Origin of the sequence: Alkalibacterium iburiense (genome assembly GCF_039521845.1) — a bacterium.
GTDB classification, from domain to species: Bacteria; Bacillota; Bacilli; order Lactobacillales; family Carnobacteriaceae_A; genus Alkalibacterium; species Alkalibacterium iburiense.
In genome coordinates this window covers 1-16,207 of sequence record NZ_BAAACW010000103.1, presented here as the reverse complement: position 1 = coordinate 16,207, position 16,207 = coordinate 1, and the positions used below count along the sequence as shown (strand labels likewise).

The 16,207-nt window shown below is 38.9% G+C and carries 13 protein-coding genes and 1 pseudogene; 1 reads left to right on the top strand and 13 read right to left on the bottom strand.

Annotation, left to right across the window (positions count from 1 at the left end; all coding sequences use genetic code 11):
• Position 1 precedes the first annotated feature (1 nt).
• Entirely contained in the window at positions 2–970 is a 969-nt protein-coding gene (locus ABDZ53_RS08420; protein WP_343755495.1) for a Gfo/Idh/MocA family protein, read from the top strand.
• A gap of 92 nt (positions 971–1,062) precedes the next feature.
• On the opposite strand, the gene ABDZ53_RS08415 is transcribed toward ABDZ53_RS08420, so the two are convergent.
• The 13 genes and pseudogenes from ABDZ53_RS08415 to ABDZ53_RS08355 form a co-directional block, all read right to left on the bottom strand.
• Complete coding sequence (locus ABDZ53_RS08415) at positions 1,063–1,953, bottom strand: DUF7916 family protein (protein WP_343755493.1); 891 nt, start codon at positions 1,951–1,953, stop codon at positions 1,063–1,065.
• Positions 1,954–2,304, bottom strand: coding sequence for a thioredoxin family protein (locus ABDZ53_RS08410; RefSeq protein ID WP_343755491.1), 351 nt, complete (start codon positions 2,302–2,304; stop codon positions 1,954–1,956).
• 278 nt (positions 2,305–2,582) lie between these two features.
• Positions 2,583–5,378, bottom strand: coding sequence for an FtsX-like permease family protein (locus ABDZ53_RS08405; RefSeq protein ID WP_343755489.1), 2,796 nt, complete (start codon positions 5,376–5,378; stop codon positions 2,583–2,585).
• A 27-nt stretch (positions 5,379–5,405) separates the two neighbouring features.
• A complete protein-coding gene (locus ABDZ53_RS08400; RefSeq protein ID WP_425541694.1) occupies positions 5,406–5,534 on the bottom strand; it encodes a hypothetical protein in 129 nt (42 codons plus the stop codon).
• A 39-nt stretch (positions 5,535–5,573) separates the two neighbouring features.
• Positions 5,574–6,200 (bottom strand): transposase, encoded by a 627-nt coding sequence (locus ABDZ53_RS08395; RefSeq protein ID WP_343755486.1) that lies wholly within the window; start codon positions 6,198–6,200, stop codon positions 5,574–5,576.
• A gap of 13 nt (positions 6,201–6,213) precedes the next feature.
• A complete protein-coding gene (locus ABDZ53_RS08390) occupies positions 6,214–7,074 on the bottom strand; it encodes a transposase (protein ID WP_343755484.1) in 861 nt (286 codons plus the stop codon).
• A 130-nt stretch (positions 7,075–7,204) separates the two neighbouring features.
• Positions 7,205–7,750: pseudogene (locus ABDZ53_RS08385) on the bottom strand (ABC transporter ATP-binding protein); the annotation flags it as partial.
• A gap of 172 nt (positions 7,751–7,922) precedes the next feature.
• A complete protein-coding gene (locus ABDZ53_RS08380) occupies positions 7,923–9,107 on the bottom strand; it encodes a class I SAM-dependent rRNA methyltransferase (protein ID WP_343755483.1) in 1,185 nt (394 codons plus the stop codon).
• A 158-nt stretch (positions 9,108–9,265) separates the two neighbouring features.
• On the bottom strand, positions 9,266–11,419 hold the full coding sequence (locus ABDZ53_RS08375) for an LTA synthase family protein (RefSeq protein WP_343755482.1): 2,154 nt from the start codon (positions 11,417–11,419) through the stop codon (positions 9,266–9,268).
• Positions 11,420–11,516: 97 nt separating this feature from the next.
• Positions 11,517–13,103 carry an IS1634 family transposase gene (locus ABDZ53_RS08370; protein ID WP_343755480.1) on the bottom strand — a complete coding sequence of 529 codons (1,587 nt, stop codon included), beginning with the start codon at positions 13,101–13,103 and terminating at the stop codon, positions 11,517–11,519.
• A 220-nt stretch (positions 13,104–13,323) separates the two neighbouring features.
• A complete protein-coding gene (locus ABDZ53_RS08365) occupies positions 13,324–14,772 on the bottom strand; it encodes an ATP-binding protein (protein WP_343755479.1) in 1,449 nt (482 codons plus the stop codon).
• The gene (locus ABDZ53_RS08360; protein WP_343755555.1) at positions 14,750–15,457 is read right to left on the bottom strand and encodes a response regulator transcription factor; all 708 of its coding nucleotides are present in this window, start codon (positions 15,455–15,457) and stop codon (positions 14,750–14,752) included. Before ABDZ53_RS08360 ends, ABDZ53_RS08365 begins: the two co-directional genes overlap by 23 nt.
• 168 nt (positions 15,458–15,625) lie before the next feature.
• Positions 15,626–15,970 (bottom strand): single-stranded DNA-binding protein, encoded by a 345-nt coding sequence (locus tag ABDZ53_RS08355; protein WP_343755478.1) that lies wholly within the window; start codon positions 15,968–15,970, stop codon positions 15,626–15,628.
• Positions 15,971–16,207 lie beyond the last annotated feature (237 nt).

The window sequence follows — 16,207 nt, the reverse complement described above, 5'->3', positions numbered from 1 at the left end:
AATGACAAAAATTAAATGGGGCATTATCGGTCTCGGCAGCATCGCTCATCATTTCGCTTCTACCTTCCACTCTGAACAGGCTGAATTAGTGGCTGTTGCTTCTCGAACAACACAAAAAGCATTTGAGTTTGCTCAAAAATACGCGGTACCTAAAGCATATGGCAGCTATGAACAGCTCGCCTTTGATCCAGATATTGACATTGTTTACTTAGCTACACCAAATAATTTACACAAAGAAAACATGCTGATGCTTTTAAAGGCTGGAAAACATGTTCTTTGCGAAAAAGCCATAACTTTGACAAAAAAAGAACTAGATGAGGTCCTTGAACTTGCTTCGAAAAAAGAGCTGATTGTAGCCGAAGCCATGACGATTTACCATATGCCACTAATGAAAACAATTAAAGAAAAAGTAACTGGCGGAGAATACGGTGAGTTAAAAATGGTTCATGCCCTTTTTGGTAGCTTAAAAGAAGCCGATCCAAGTAATCGGTTCTTTAATCCAGAGTTAGGAGGAGGAGCGCTGTTCGACATTGGTGTATACGCTCTTGCTTTTGCACGCTACTTCTTATCCAGTCAGCCTACCCAGCGTCAGACAATGGGAACCCTATTTAATACTGGAGTGGATGAAAAAAGCAGTATACTATTACAGAATGAGCAAGGAGAAATAAGTACTGTTTCCATTGCTTTCCGTTCTAAAATGCCAAAACAAGGGCTCATAATTTGTGAACAGGCTTTTATAACCATCGACGATTACCCAAGAGCGGATAGAGCCACGGTGACCTATTCAGATGGAAGTATCGAAACCATTGAAGCAGGCGATACAAATCAGGCTTTGAACTATGAAGTTGAAAACCTGTCTCGAACACTTCTGACAGGAGATGATTTCACTTCTCTTCAATTAACTAAAGATGTTGTCGACCTGATGGATTGGGCAGCTAAAGAATGGGGAATGGATTGGCTTCCTGAATAAAACCACTTTATTTAAAGGGCTGTATTTATCGAAGGATACAGCCCTTTAAACATATTCTCAAATTAATATGATCCTACTTTAATCTGTAATGGCTATCGATTAACTGAATCAGCCATACGTCTTAAAGTATGACGGTTGCCTCTGATGGTTTTAGATAATTCGATAATGTTTTCGTAAGGAGCAATCCCTGCGTATCCCGCATCTCCTATATGATGAATATCAAAGCCAATCATTTTGCTCATTAATCCTATTTGACGGATGGTGGCAGAATCCGCACTTTCCTGACTCGTTCCAATAGAAGCCATAGTCAAGACGCCTGACTTCTTCGCCAGTCGAACAATGTGTTTACTGGTCTCTTCATTCACACCTGGAACGGTCCCTACTGCAGGCATAAGGATAACATCCACTCCTGCTTCTATTAGTTCTTCAGCCACATTAACTGACATCACTTCTTCCGCTACACCCGACTGGTGCATTTTACCTGCCATCACTAAACCACTAAACTGGACTTTTGCTAATTGAACCGCATGAATCAACTCATTATTTGTCACTCCTGTTTTAGGGTTTCCTGTTAAACAGACAAAATCAAAGCCAAGCTCCTCAGCTCTTTGAAAGGTGTCCGTTGAAGCGACTCGTCCTTTAGAAATAGACAAACGACTTTCATTAAAATCGGCATCTACATCTATGGGTTCCAAATTCACACCAATCGGACGACCAAGCATCTCTTTCAATCTTTGAATCGGTTGATCGGTTTTATCCAGACCATTGATATATAACTCATACACATCCAGAGCATTTAATAGGATTAAATCAGCCCCTGCTGCTCGTGCTACTTCACTATTTGTCAATCCGTCCGCCGCTGCCCCCGTTACGATATTTTCAGAAAGCACTGTTCTGCCTTCACTGGCAAGAATAGATTGTTTTAATTCCTTTGAGTTCATTTGTTTAAAATCACTGGCATAGCAATCCAAAATACGCTTCATTTACCTTTCCTCCTCTTCCGATTGTAAGGCATAGACTATTTTCGTCAATTGAGTATCTAGTTCACGTTTTTCAATGAATCGAGCTTTACGAAGAATTTCTTTGCCATTTAGAAATAGCAAGATGACAGGAACAGTAAAAATGGTCCATTCCCCTGACACCTCTGGAAATCTTTCGCTATCTATTTGCATGGGTACAATGGATTCAAACTGCTCTATCACCGGTTTTATTTGAGGCATAACGGCATGACAGACGGAGCATGTTTCTCCATATACATAAACTAAAGCCAATGTCTCCTTTTCTATATGTTCTCTGACTTCGTCTAAATGACGAGCTTCAGTAAATCCATCCATTCACTCACCTTCTTTCTTTCATTCTTCATATGTGAGTCTATTTTACCAAAATAAAGCAGGGAATCGAGTATTCACCTGCTTTATTCATTAATCTTGTGTTTTGAGAGCTTCTACCATGTCAATCCGCTTTAATTTGAAGTGCATGACAAGCATGACTAAGCTGGAGAATAAAAACATGAGTAAGAAGGTATACAGAAAACTAAGGGAATTTATTTCTCGTGAAAAACGCAAAATATCAAGCTCAGCTGTCTGCAAGACAAATCGATGCAAGAATAATCCTAAATAAAACCAGCAAGGATTCCCATAATAGTCAACACAAAGTTTTCCCGGTATACATACATCGTTACCTCTTTGTCAAAGAAACCTAATACTTTGATGGTTGATAATTCTCTAATACGTTCAGACACATTAATATTGGTTAGGTTATATAACACAACAAAGGCGAGAGAGGCGGCAGAAACAGTGAGAACGATTGTCACGACATCTAAACTATCCATACTATCCTGGAAAGCACTCTCTACTTCCGTAACAAAACTGACGCCTTGAACGGCCTCTTCATCCGTTAGAATTTGGCCTAACTCATCGTCATCTACCTCTTCTTCATCATACTTGAGTAGTCGGGTATTTAAGACAAGATCTTGACCTGTTTGAGTCTCATATAACTGAGGAGAAAGATAAATATAGTGTTGAGTATAGTGTTCTACAATTTCGGCTACTTCCACTTCAAAGTTTTCCGTATCATTCAAGTCAATTTCGATAGTATCTCCCTCAGACACATCGAGTAATTCAGATAATTTATCTGTAATGATTGCCTGATCCACGGGTAACTCGTGGATGCGTTCTTCATCATCCAAATCTCTTAGAACGACAAAGTCCTCCATGTGTTCAGTATCGGATGGAACGAGCAAGTTAATATTCTGTCCTTCCCCTCCTGTATGAGCTTCTCCTGTTTCCATTCTTGCCTGCATGGTGTCATCCAACTCAGGGATATCAGAAAGTGTTTGTTCCAATGATTCTACTTGAGCTTCAGAGGCATTGGTGTTTTCAGATACAATAGCTTGATACAAATTAATCTCACCAAACTGAATGTCTCCAATGTCTGATATCGAATCTGACAAACCAAAACCAGTTAGAAGTAAAGCCGTGCCTCCAGCTATACCAAATATGGTCATGAGCATGCGACGTTTATATCGGAAGAGATTTCGCGATGCCACTTTTTGAGTGAATGAGAATCGATTCCAAATAAAGGGCATATACTCTAAGAAAATACGTTTACCTTTTTTAGGTGCTTTTGGTCTAAGCAATGTGGCCGCATTACTTCTAAGGGATAGGCGAACAGATATAAATGTCGATAAACTTGTGGCAAGTAAGGCACCTATTGTTGCTATTATGGCGTAACTCCAGTAGAACTGAGTATTCGCTGATGGTAAATTATACAATGAACTGTAAGCATCCATAATGACTGTAGGGAATAACCAGTATCCCAAGAATAGACCAATCACACTTCCAGTAAAGGTCGCTACGAAAGCATAGACCAAGTATTTCATGGCAATGGGAAAGTTGCTGTACCCTAAGGCTTTTAAAGTTCCAATTTGATTACGCTCTTCATCAACCATTCTTGTCATCGTCGTTAAGGATATTAAAGCAGCTAATAAAAAGAAGAAGACTGGGAATATGCGTGCGATATTATTTATACGTTGGGCATTATCTTCAAACTCACTATAACCTGGGAAAGAGGATCTATCTTCCACAAAATATTCTGGTTCTTCCAAATCTGCTAATTCCGTTTCTGCTTCCTCTAAATCTTGCAATCCTTCTTCTATCTCTTCTTCAGCAGCGATTCTTTCTTCTTCAAATTCAGCTTTTGCTTCTGCTAGTTCCTGTTCAGCCTCTTCTAATTCCACACGGACTGCTTCTAATTCATTTCTTCCAGCTTCTATTTCAGCATTCAATTCTGCTTCTGCTTGGTTTAATTGTTGCAATCCCGCTTCTATTTCCTGTGCTTGAGCTTCTATTTCTGCTGATGCTGCTGGATCCTCAATGGGTGCTGCTTCCAATTGCTGTCTTGCCTCGTTTACATCGACCAGTGCAGCTTCCAATGCACTTTTTTGATTAGCGATTTCCTGCCTAGCTGAAGCTTCCTGATTGCTTAATTCTTCCAATCCTTCTTCGTACTGATTATAGCCCTCTTCCATATCTTCTCGGGCTTCAGTTAACTGAGCTTCAGCATCTGATAACTCTTGTTGAGCCTCTTCTATTTCTTGGTAGCCTTCTTGGATTTCATCATCAATCTCTTGATATAATGCGTCATAACGCTCAGAAGGTCTATCGGCAAGTAAGGCTTCTATTTCATTTGAAAGCTCTGAAACAGCGGCTTCATACTCCTCAGAGTAGGCCTCTAATTCTTCGGACTCATCTAGCCGAATAAAGGCATCTGTATACACTTCCAAATCAAAATCCTCTTCGAGAATAACTCCAAAACCAGATAAAGTCCCTGTACCAATCTGTGTATTCCCTCTGTTGACCCGTTCAATAAACATAGGATGATTGACAAATCCTGTTACTTCAAAGGTCGTTTGGTTAAAATTTTCTTCAAATGCATCAGGTGTTCCAGTATCAATTTCTATGGTATCCCCAATAGCATATTCTTCAACAAAATTAGCAGTATTGTCTAAAGCTATTTCACCGGTGGTTTCTGGTAACCTTCCTTCTACCACCACGTATTCATTTATTTCCGAATCACTTGCAGGATTCATGCTGAATAAACGAGCAGTCATAGCTGTTTCTTCAAAAACAACATCTGAACGATAGAGAGACTCAACTGATGCATTCTCTACTGAGGATAGAAGTTCTCTATCCTCTTCTTCTAATCCCATCGTTGAAAAAACATGTGCGTCGGCTAAGTGCTGGTCTTGATAATAGTCATCAGCTGTTTGAACCATAACGGGACCTGTCGCACTTAAACCAGCATAAAAAGCGACCCCTATTAATATAATCGCAAAAATAGAGAGAAACCGTGTCTTAGTTCGAAGAATTTCTCTCATAATATCTTTCCAATGTGCTTTATACTTCACTAGAACACCTCTTTTCTATATATCATCTTACCATTCGATATTTTTTACAGTCTCTGGGTTCTCATTGATCATAACATCTCTCACTTTGGCGTTATTAATATCAATGACTCGATTAGCCATTGGTGCAATGGCTCTATTATGTGTGATTACAACCACAGTTGCTCCAAATTCTTCTTTAGGTTTATTAAGTAGTGTCTACTGAACAAACGATAATTTTTCAAAAGAGCTGGCTTCGGACTGATAAAAAAGTTCTATTGGAGCTAAAAAGACCTCTCGAAAAATGGCGCAAAGAAAGTCCCTTTGAATTTTGGACAGATTCAAAGAAACGATCGATAAAGCGATCGATGTTAAGGTTGTCGTAGCTAACCGTGTGCGAATCAAGCCCAAGCCATGGCATCTTTTGGCAAGGCTGAATTCTCGTTCGATTTGGATGCGGTCACGATTATCTTGACTTTCCACTTGTTTATCCACTGTTTGATCTTTTTTTGGTCTTCCTAACTTCGGACCGGAAAGACGGATAGTATGCTTCTTACAAAACGCTCGGTTCTCACGCGTTCGGTAAATTTGATCTACCAGAACACGCTCCGGATAATGACCCGTACGCTCTTTATACCGTTCTACCGCTGGGATTAAATCTACAGATTCATTAAATGCTTCAAACGACAGCCGTTCAATACGAAGGAACCCAGCCGCTTGGCTGATGTCTACCTTCGCTCCAAACTCAGTGGGTGTTTTGGCTTTTCCACGCACGATAGGACGAAGATAGGGTTGACTGAAACTGACAATCCGATTCGGAACACTGTGGGTTTTGTTTTGATACATGTAGTCCTGTTGTTCAAAGATACGTTGGATGATATAGAAGCGGATGGCCTGTTCTTCCGTTAATACAGCGCCCTGTTCTTGAAGGTGTTCTATGTAACGGATATCTCGCTTCACATAGCCTAATTGCTTCCGGATGGCGGCACGAATGATTTTTTTCGATTTTTTTCGATTTCTTTTTCTTCTTAGCGATTCTCAAGTAATCTTTGCGGGCTTTGCGGCGATACATACGTGGCTTAGGTGATCCATACGTTTCACACAGGTCGTCCACGATTTTTTCTGCATGAAGGCGGGCGTCATTCAATAAGACGATATCTTGGGGAAACTTGATATAAGAAGGCGCACACGTGGCATCAATCATTAAGGTGCCTTTGTTTGAAGGCGTCTCGTCTTCTCCTTGAGTCTTTTGTTGGCTCTCAGAGTCACCATCCGAAAGAGTATCACTTTGATTACCGTCGTCATCATCATCGTTTTCTTCGTGGAAGGCCAGGAGGCGTTCGTTGATATGAGCCAATTTCTCTGCGGTTAATCGCTTGCGGAAATGAACCAAACTCGAGGAATCGAATGGCTTTTCATCTTGATAACCAGGCAGACCAATGAAGTACTGCAGGTAGGGATTTTCTTGAATTTGAAGAACCAATTCTTCATCAGAATAGTCGTATTCCTTCTGAATCAACAGGGAACCAAACGCCATGCGGAAAGGTTTGGCAACATTGCCTTTTTCACTTTTGAATAATGAGGCATATTCTTCTTCCAGCTCTTCCCAAGGTAGGAGGCTCGCTTTTTGAACCCAACGGTTCTCTGGATTCATGGTGAGACCTAATGGTTGGTTAAAGCCATCAAATGTCAGTTGCGTGTGTGGACGTTTTTTGTACATATTCATCGCCTTCCCTATGTAAAAGTGCACGGTTTTATCACTAAATGATTAAAAAGCCTTGCACTTAGGATACCAAAAAACAGAAGTAAATGTTGGAATGACATTGTTTTATAATTGTTCAGTATACACTAAGTAATTCGAGTACTTTTTTCCCTGTTTCATAATCCAAAGCCCCCGTTGGTTCATCGCAAAGTAAGAGTTTCGGTTGCTTAGCGAGTGCTCTTGCTATGGCTACTCTTTGCTGTTCCCCACCTGAAAGCTGAGCCGGGAAGTTATCCATTCTATCTTCTAAACCCACACTTCTCAACACTTCTTCTGCATCCAGCGCATTAGGAGATATTTCGGCTGCTAGTTCAACATTTTCTTTTGCTGTCAGGTTGGGAACTAAATTGTAGCTTTGAAAAATAAAGCCCACATCGTTTCTTCTATATTCTGTTAGCTGTTTTTCATTAAAGCCAACAATATCCGTTCCATCAATAATCACTTTGCCTTCATCGGCAGAGTCCATTCCACCGAGGATGTTCAATAAGGTCGTTTTCCCGGCCCCACTCGGTCCAACGATGACGGCAAACTCATTTTTTTCAATGTCAAAAGTGATCCCGTCATTCGCTAAAACGACAGTCTCACCAGACTGATACCTCTTTACTTCATCCTTAACTGTTATATAAGCTGTCATATCCATCTTTCCTTTCCAAAATCTGCTCTTCTAGTTTAGCATATACGGCTTTCTTAGCGCAGTTTATTCACACTTCTATATAAAGATTTCATTAAATAATCATATTTTCTTCTCCTTCCACTAGTGTAGCCCATAAAAATAAAAAAGACAGCTTAAGCTGCCTTCTCTATACTTATGATGTTTTTTCCAAAACAAAAACCTTCAAATAATTTGAATCTGGATAATTTGGGTTAACAATGTAATCCTCAGGAAGAGAATATTCATCCATTAAGTAAGCATCCACCTGTTCCTCATCGAATGCTTGACTAACCTTATCATAAAAATCATCCCTGCTTACATTCCAGGAATTGGTTGAAGCAATTAATATGCCATTTGGTGCTAAGACTTCAATCGCTTCTCTTAGAAGCTCAGTATAATTTTCCTCAACACTGAACGTTCTCTTTTTAGTTCGAGCAAATGTTGGAGGATCAAGGATTATCATATCAAATCTAAGCTGATGCTTTTGAGCATAATCTAAGTAATCAAATATATCCATCACGCGTATTTCATGTTTACTTGGATCTAATCCATTGATTTCAAATTGTTCAGTTGTTCTTTCTTTGCTTCTATTAGCCACGTCCACATTTACTGTTTTCGTTGCACCACCCATAGCCGCTGCCACAGAGAACGCTCCTGTATAGCTAAAGGCATTAAGAACTTTTCTGCCCAATCCCCAACTTTCCATTATTTGTCGTCTCACATGACGCTGATCCAGGAAGAGGCCTGTCATCCATCCTTCATTCAAATACACGTTATAACGAATGCCGTTTTCTAAAATAACAAGCGGTCCATCTACTTTTTCACCTTCGACAAACTGACTCTTCACTTTTGCACCTGGATAATTTGACTTTTCATAGATTCCTTTATAATCAGGGACAGCCACTCGAAAAGCTCTCAGAATCTGTTCTCTATGGGAATAGAGCCCTTTATTGTACCACGAAAAAACATAGAAGCCATCATAGTAGTCAATCGTTAATCCACCAAGACCGTCTCCTTCAGAGTTAAAGAAACGAAAGGCCGTTGTTGTTTTATCCGCAAAAAAAGAACTCCGTTTATCTCTCGCTATTCTAAATAACCGATCGTAAAATCTTTCATCAATCTTTTCTTCTCTATCTAAAGATAAAACCCATCCGGCTCTTTTATTTTCAATTCCTAAATACCCTATACCGATGAATTTATTAGAGGTATCAACCAACTTAACAAGGTCTCCTTCCCTTGCTCCCCCTTTATTTTTGTCTTTGAAATCATAATCTTCTAGAGCTGGGTATCCTTTTTTAATACGACTAGCAGCCAAACTTTTAACTTGTAGTGTAATCATTGTATGCTCCTTTTAAGTTTATTTATCTGTTTTCTGTTCACTTATTATTAGATACAGTATAGCATACTCATGAGATGCTTTTAATCATCTAACCTTCTCACTCATGACAATGGAAAAGAAGAGAATGGCCGAAAGTGTAGGACCATTCTCTTCACTCATTATTTAAGATGCATAATGTTTGATTCAGCTTCTATCGTTTCTTGCTTTTGCTGTTCTTCTATTAATTGCTCTTCCAGTAACTCAGGTGCATTAGTCTGGTATAGCTGGCTTGTGGAGATGTCATTATTCAACCCGATGAGGCTTGTATGACGATTCGGATCATTTTCAAGCTCAGGTAGTTGGTTGGCATATAAATAGCCATTCGGTTCAGTCATACCAAGGGAGTTTGATTTATAAAAACGCAATAAATCTTTTGATACAATCTCATCAGAATAACTCAGTACTTCTCTTGCAGAATTTTTTAGTTCATCTAATTCGAGTCGCTCTTCATCAGAAAAGTCTTCTGTCAAGTCTTCACCTGTTTCTGTGTTATAAATATGTTGGCCAATAAAGGAATACTCTGGTGTTATGACTCTTCCATTTCTTAAAACAACTTGTTCAGTAAATTCTTCTGATAGAATATCCTGGCCCATAAATAAATACTCTGAAGTCTCCAAACCGAGTAAGTGCATGAGTGTAGGCAGCACATCCACTTGGCCACTATACTTATCAGAGATGAATCCATTATTGACTCCTGGGATATGCATGATAAGAGGTACACGCTGCATGTGAGTGTTGTGGTACTCTCCCCAATCTTCACTCTCCACTCCCACTAATTCTGCTAAGTGTGGATTACGCATGTTAGATACTCCATAGTGGTCACCATAAAGAACAAAGATTGTATCGTCATATAATCCTGTTTCTTTTAAATAGGTAAAGAACTCTTCAATCGCCTGATCCGCATAATTGGCTGTAGCGAAATACTGATTAATTGTTTCATCAGCTGTTTGAGCTAGCGGAAATCCTGCATTCTGCTCATCGAGAGGATAAGGGAAATGATGAGTGACCGTTATAAATTTAGAATAAAAAGGCTGCGGCAGCTGCTCTAAATACTCTACCGAATCATGAAAGAACAATTTATCCTTTAAGCCATACTCTAATGATCGATCACCTGACACGTCATAAAACTCTGCATCAAAGAAGTAATCATATCCAAATCGCTGATAGGTGTCTGTCCGATTCCAGAAAGAGCCGACATTCCCATGAAAAGCTGCTGTTGTATAGCCTTCTTTATCTAAAATATTCGGAGTTGCATGAAAGGTATTGGTTGAACCCAATGTTTGAAAGACACTTCCCTGTGGCAACCCGAATAAAGAATTTTCCACTAGGACTTCTGCATCCGCAGACTTTCCTTGTCCTGTCTGATGAAAGAAGTTCTCAAAACTATAGGAATCTTCATGATTAAACAAACTATTTATAAAAGGCATCACTTCATGCTTTTGCCCGTTTTCATCCTCTAATTCAAAATCAATCAGAAACTGCTGAACACTTTCCAATGCGATTACTATCACATTCCTGTCTTTAGCCACTCCAAAAAAATCTGGATTCGGCTCAACATGATTGTCTCTTGAATAGGTGACAATCTTTCTTAAGTCCGATTCATTAGCTTTCGCTCTAATCTGATTATTCTCCACCGTTTGAAAAATATCATAGCCGGTAAAGAAATTAATCCCTAAATATTTGACAATATAGTTTCGGTCAAATGTTCGAGTTAATAATTGTGGACGGTCTATTTCTGCCAAACCTAGATTAATGAAAAAGGTAAGAATGCCTAAAGCCGTTATTCCTCGAACACTTCTTTTCCTCAAGGCACCCTCTTTTAAAGACAGATTGTTTATTTTTTTACTTATTATAAGATAGGTTAAAGCAATGAAATCTATCCAGTAGATAAAGTCCCATGCTCTTACCATTGCTAGTGTGGAAGTGATTAATGCTCCAGACACATTATTTGAGCCTACTATTATATTAGATGTAAGAAAATCAGTAAATTCCCTATAATATAAAATGTTTGAATATAAGAGCAAACTTAAAATAAAGAGTATACCCAACAAAAGGAAGTGAAAATATCTTTCTTTTTTTACATAAAGAGACAGAGAGAAAAGAATTAGCGCAATAGCTAAAGGATTTATAAATAAAAGAAAGTGTTGATAAAGGCCCGTTACACCTAAATCAAATTCTACCAGATAGGATACATATGTTTTTAACCAGAAGCTAAAAACAGTTAGAATGAATAATCCCATTCTTTTATTTATTTTTGATTTTAATTTTGACATTTAAATGCCTCCTAGATTTTACCTAAAACAAATGATGCTTAATCATACAGCAAAATGCTCATTTACTCAATTGATTGTATCCTAGATTCCCAAAAAATTATAACGTGGTCGGGGGCACAACACCTAAGGTGTTATATAATTGCGACTGCTTCTTCGTAATCTCACCCACTCGTACTGCACTGCCTGGATTTTCAAATGCCTCAATGACATCCAATTCGTCCAGTAATTCCTGCATCGTATAATTTTTATACAGCCCTTTTTCGGACATCTGCTTTTTGATGTACGATAAATAGATCAATGCAATAAACTGCACGAATAATTTTCCTTCAAGCGAACTTTCTGATGAAACGGCTGTGCGCCGTAAATTCAACCGTTCTTTAAGATTTCCAAAGGCTTTCTCAACGATGTCTTTGTTACGGTACAAATCTAAAGCGGCGATGGGATCCTTGATTTCATTGCTGATGAGGGCAAAGAATCCGTAGTCTTTTTCCGCTTGGGTAATGGCTTTTTGTTTTGGGGTTACCTTTGTCCCGCGTTTTGGTGTTGAAGTGATTTCGAAGTATTTAGCGTACTGCTTTTCGTGTTCTGCTTTGCGGTTCCCGGAAACTAGTTCTGCTTCGAGCCGATCAAGAAGCGCATTGAAACGGTTCTCGTGCTCCAGTGCTTTTTCACCGCTAAAATAAAGATGCAGGTACATCCGCCGTTTCCCTTCAATCACATCGCCTTTGTACGGGCGTTTCTGTGAATACTCCCAGTCTATCGTTGCAGTATGGCTGTAAAGTTGGTAGCTGGCATTGTAATTAGCGCGTGTGCGGATGTTATCTCGAACCTTGTTCAGTTCTTCCTGCACGTATTTCAGGGATACTTTTGTGGCCATCAAAAATTTCAAATGATTTTGGTACAAGGCATCGATATTTTCCTTGCTGTAAAACCCTCGGTCCATTACGAGTTTGACCTTGCTAAAACCAAGATTGCCTAGATCGGCAAGCAAGTGCTTCACTGTTTTGACATCGCTTATATTGCCTGCTAACTTGCGGTAGTAAAACGGTAAGCCAGATTCTTCACCAAACAACAAAGCAAGATTGATCTGCGCAAGCGGATCGTGGTCCTTGTTGATACCGTATTTGACTTGCTTAAGAGACTCTGAATAGGAGGAAACACTGGTAGTATCATAAGCCCAATATTCATTCTCCGTCCGTCGCTTAGCCTGCAGGCTGAAAAAACGATTTTTAGCTTCTTCCGTAACCGAGGCAAACAGATCGCTGCTTCTTTGCGAGGGAATACAGCTGCCGTAAGGATGGGAATGGGTGCGATCCCACTTTGGAAAACGAAGCATCGTATTGCGATCTTCCAAAATCAAGAAGTAGGCAATCGAGAGTATCTGCTTATAGCTTTCAGGAAAGCAAGCTTTTAGATCGGCTGTAACACCAAGCAGTTCTCCGATTTTGTCAAACAGATAGGTCGCTCCGTAGAAGCTTCGTTTCATGACGGTGGATGGTACCGGCCCTTGCTTTGCCGGCGGCATAGCCAATCGCTTAGAGGGAACCAGGTTCCCAGCTTCGTCCAGTTTTCCTATGCAGACACGCTTGCTGCGCGACTGCTTCTTTTCTTTATCCCAATAGTTGGTTGATTCGTAAACATAGGTAGTGCCGTTCTTTTTGTTGGTTACATATACTAAACTCATAAAATCACGCCTTTCAACGTTATAATTATAACGTGGAAAGTGCGGAAATTCAATAGGAATAGCCAGAAATTTCCTTTTATATCAATGTTTTTTGCATTCCTCGTTATAATTTACACGGGAATAAAGGTTGTATATTATTTACTCCATTTTTACAAATCAATTATCTACAGAAAAAACCTATACGCCTTCATGGGATGACTCCCGCGTATAGGTTAATCGTTTATTCGAATGGTATATTGTCTGAATCAGGGAAATACAAATGGAAGGCTGTCCCTTTATTCAACTCACTTTCAACTTCTACTGTTCCTTTATGCAGAGCAATTAATTGTTGCACAATAGCTAAACCTAGTCCGGATTCCCCGTAGGTCGTACTGACTCTTGAAACATCTGCTTTATAATAGCGGTCCCATATAAACTGTATTTCCTCCTTGGTCATTCCTATGCCGGAGTCTATGACACTTATTTGAGTCCCGTGTTCTTTCTTGCTAGCTCTGATGATAATTAATCCTTCATCTGTAAACTGCATCGCATTTTTTATTAGGTTGACTAATATTTGTTTCAATCGATCATAATCAGCATAGACTCTTAAAGCATTCATATCTTCTACAATAAGCTGATTCGAAGATTCTTTCACGAGTTCATTCATTTGTTCATTTATTTCATCCATTATTTCTTCTAAAGGTATAAAATGTTTGTTTAGGATAATTCTATTTGATCGAATGTTTTCATAATCCATATTTTCATTCACTAATCGAATTAAACGACGTGTTTCTTTTCTCATCAGTTGAATACTTCTTAGTCTTTGCTTTTCAGGAATCACGTCGTATTCTAGCCCTTCTAGTAGACCATTTATAGTGGTTAAAGGGGTTCGCATTTCATGAGCTGCATCCTGCATAAACGTTTTTCTTCTTTCTTCTTGCTTCGCTACTTCTTCCTGAGATTCTTTTAAGACAGTGACCATTCGGTTAAAGTCTCGAGATAACTGATCAATTTCATCTCTTTCTTTATGCTGTAACTGAATAGTATACTCGCCTTCCGCTACTTGGTGAGCCGCTTTCCGCAGGCGATTAACCCGCTTCACTTGATAGTATGCAAAGATAATACTCATCAATATAGCGAGAATAGTTGAGAGTAAAAAAGCATTAAATAAATTGGAGCGCAAAACATCCATTTGTCTGTCAATTTGACTCACTGGTGAACTGACGGTAATGAAACCCGCATAGGTTTCATCTGATTGCTGGAAAAACGGCAAATAAACGAACGCTGTTTCTCTGGGATTTCCCAGCATATCTTCCTGTTCTGTTGTCAGGGCTAATCTCTGTCCCGATTCTAGTTGCTCAATATGTTCCGGAACGACACGCGCTTCTATATCAGGGGGGAGTTCCGGATACCTTAGAGTCCCTTCTACATCAAACACATAAAAGGAAACACCTTGCTTCAGCAACACATTCTGAATGGTTTCCAGTTGCTCTGATGCTAAATTCTCTTCTACTATAGATTCAGCATACCCAAATAGCCGATTTTCTGTTTCTTGTATAGCTGTATTTCTCCCGAAGTGAACCAAGGATACTACTGAAACAATCATTAATATTGTAATGACAGTTAGAAATCCCAATATTTGTTGGAAGAAATACGGGAATTTCATCTTAGTCGATTTTTCCTGTATCATCGAATTTATATCCTACTCCCCAGACCGTTTGAATCACTTGTGGTCCATTGACTAATAGTTTTTGTCTCAATTTTTTAATATGAGCATCTACGGTTCGTTCATCTCCAAAATACTCATAATCCCATACTAATTGCAACAATTGCTCTCTTGAAAAAACACGCCTTGGGCTATTAGCTAACGTGTAAAGCAAATCAAATTCTTTAGGTGTTAAATTTTCAAGCGGCTTTTGATACAGTATGACTTCTCTTGTCCCTCTATCCATCTTTAAATGCTCTGTTTCAATCTCATATTCAGTATCCTCTGATGAATCAGTCTGACCAAGGGTACGTCTCATAAGGGATTTTATTCTGGCAACTAAAGTTAAAGGACTAAAGGGCTTCGTTACATAATCATCTGCCCCTATTTCAAATCCAATGACTTCATCACTTTCAGAATCTTTGGCTGTTAACATAAGAATGGGCATACTTTCGCTTTCTTTTCTTATTTCTCTGCAGATTGTTATCCCATCCATATCCGGCAACATGATGTCCAATATGACCATGTCAAACGTTTCTGGATTATCTTTATATGTTTCCAAGCCTTTTTTGCCATTATGCACAAACGTTATTTCCCAATCTTCTTTAATAAAAAACATTTCAATCATTTCACAAACAGATTCATTGTCTTCAATCATTAATATATGCATTTTCATCCTTCTTTCTCTTACCTACTCCATGCTATCTGTATTATACATACCATAGTTGAATTTTCTGTGTAAATCAATCCATAAAACAAATAATTCTGTGGATAAATAAGAGATAATGGCTTTTAAAAAAACACGAACCCCCTACAAGAAAGGATTCGTGTTTTATAGTCAGTGTGTTTGAATAACATGTTCAGGGGTTTTTCTTTGAATAAATTCTATTTCTTCTACTAGCATTTCTACGACGTATCGGGTTTGGTTCTGTTCATTTAAGTAGGAACGCGATTGCATTTTCCCATTTAATGCAACGAGATCGCCTTTATTACAATACTCTTCTAAAAGTTCGGCTCTCTTGCCCCAGGCAACAAAGGGAATAAAGTCCGCTTCACTTGTGTTCGTGTCTTTTTTGAAGGTTTTCCGTACAGCTAGCGTGTTGTTTGTTACAAAACGCCCTTCACCGACTTCTCTTAACTCTATATTTTTCGTGATTCTGCCGACTAATGAGATTGAATTCATTGTTTTCCTCTTTTCATAATAGATAGTAGAAAGATTTCTTTCCCTACTATTAATACTGTTCAAAAAAATGGAAAGTCATGAAAACAGTAGACGATTATTCCTATTTTAATTTAAACAGACACATTTTTGTCACTTTCAATCATCGAAAAAAAGACCCCACCCAAAGGGAGACTGCTGAAAAACCCCTATTCTACCTATGATTTCAATAGATAGAATAGGGGGTTTTTAGTATAATAT

Bases quoted from the DNA above. Each gene is read 5' to 3' on its own strand.
- ABDZ53_RS08390 (WP_343755484.1), bottom strand. From the start codon at position 7,074: ATGTACAAAAAACGTCCACACACGCAACTGACATTTGATGGCTTTAAC.
- ABDZ53_RS08410 (WP_343755491.1), bottom strand. From the start codon at position 2,304: ATGGATGGATTTACTGAAGCTCGTCATTTAGACGAAGTCAGAGAACAT.
- ABDZ53_RS08395 (WP_343755486.1), bottom strand. From the start codon at position 6,200: ATGTATCAAAACAAAACCCACAGTGTTCCGAATCGGATTGTCAGTTTC.
- ABDZ53_RS08420 (WP_343755495.1), top strand. From the start codon at position 2: ATGACAAAAATTAAATGGGGCATTATCGGTCTCGGCAGCATCGCTCAT.
- ABDZ53_RS08370 (WP_343755480.1), bottom strand. From the start codon at position 13,103: ATGAGTTTAGTATATGTAACCAACAAAAAGAACGGCACTACCTATGTT.
- ABDZ53_RS08355 (WP_343755478.1), bottom strand. From the start codon at position 15,970: ATGAATTCAATCTCATTAGTCGGCAGAATCACGAAAAATATAGAGTTA.
- ABDZ53_RS08375 (WP_343755482.1), bottom strand. From the start codon at position 11,419: ATGTCAAAATTAAAATCAAAAATAAATAAAAGAATGGGATTATTCATT.
- ABDZ53_RS08360 (WP_343755555.1), bottom strand. From the start codon at position 15,457: ATGCATATATTAATGATTGAAGACAATGAATCTGTTTGTGAAATGATT.
- ABDZ53_RS08415 (WP_343755493.1), bottom strand. From the start codon at position 1,953: ATGAAGCGTATTTTGGATTGCTATGCCAGTGATTTTAAACAAATGAAC.
- ABDZ53_RS08380 (WP_343755483.1), bottom strand. From the start codon at position 9,107: ATGATTACACTACAAGTTAAAAGTTTGGCTGCTAGTCGTATTAAAAAA.
- ABDZ53_RS08365 (WP_343755479.1), bottom strand. From the start codon at position 14,772: ATGATACAGGAAAAATCGACTAAGATGAAATTCCCGTATTTCTTCCAA.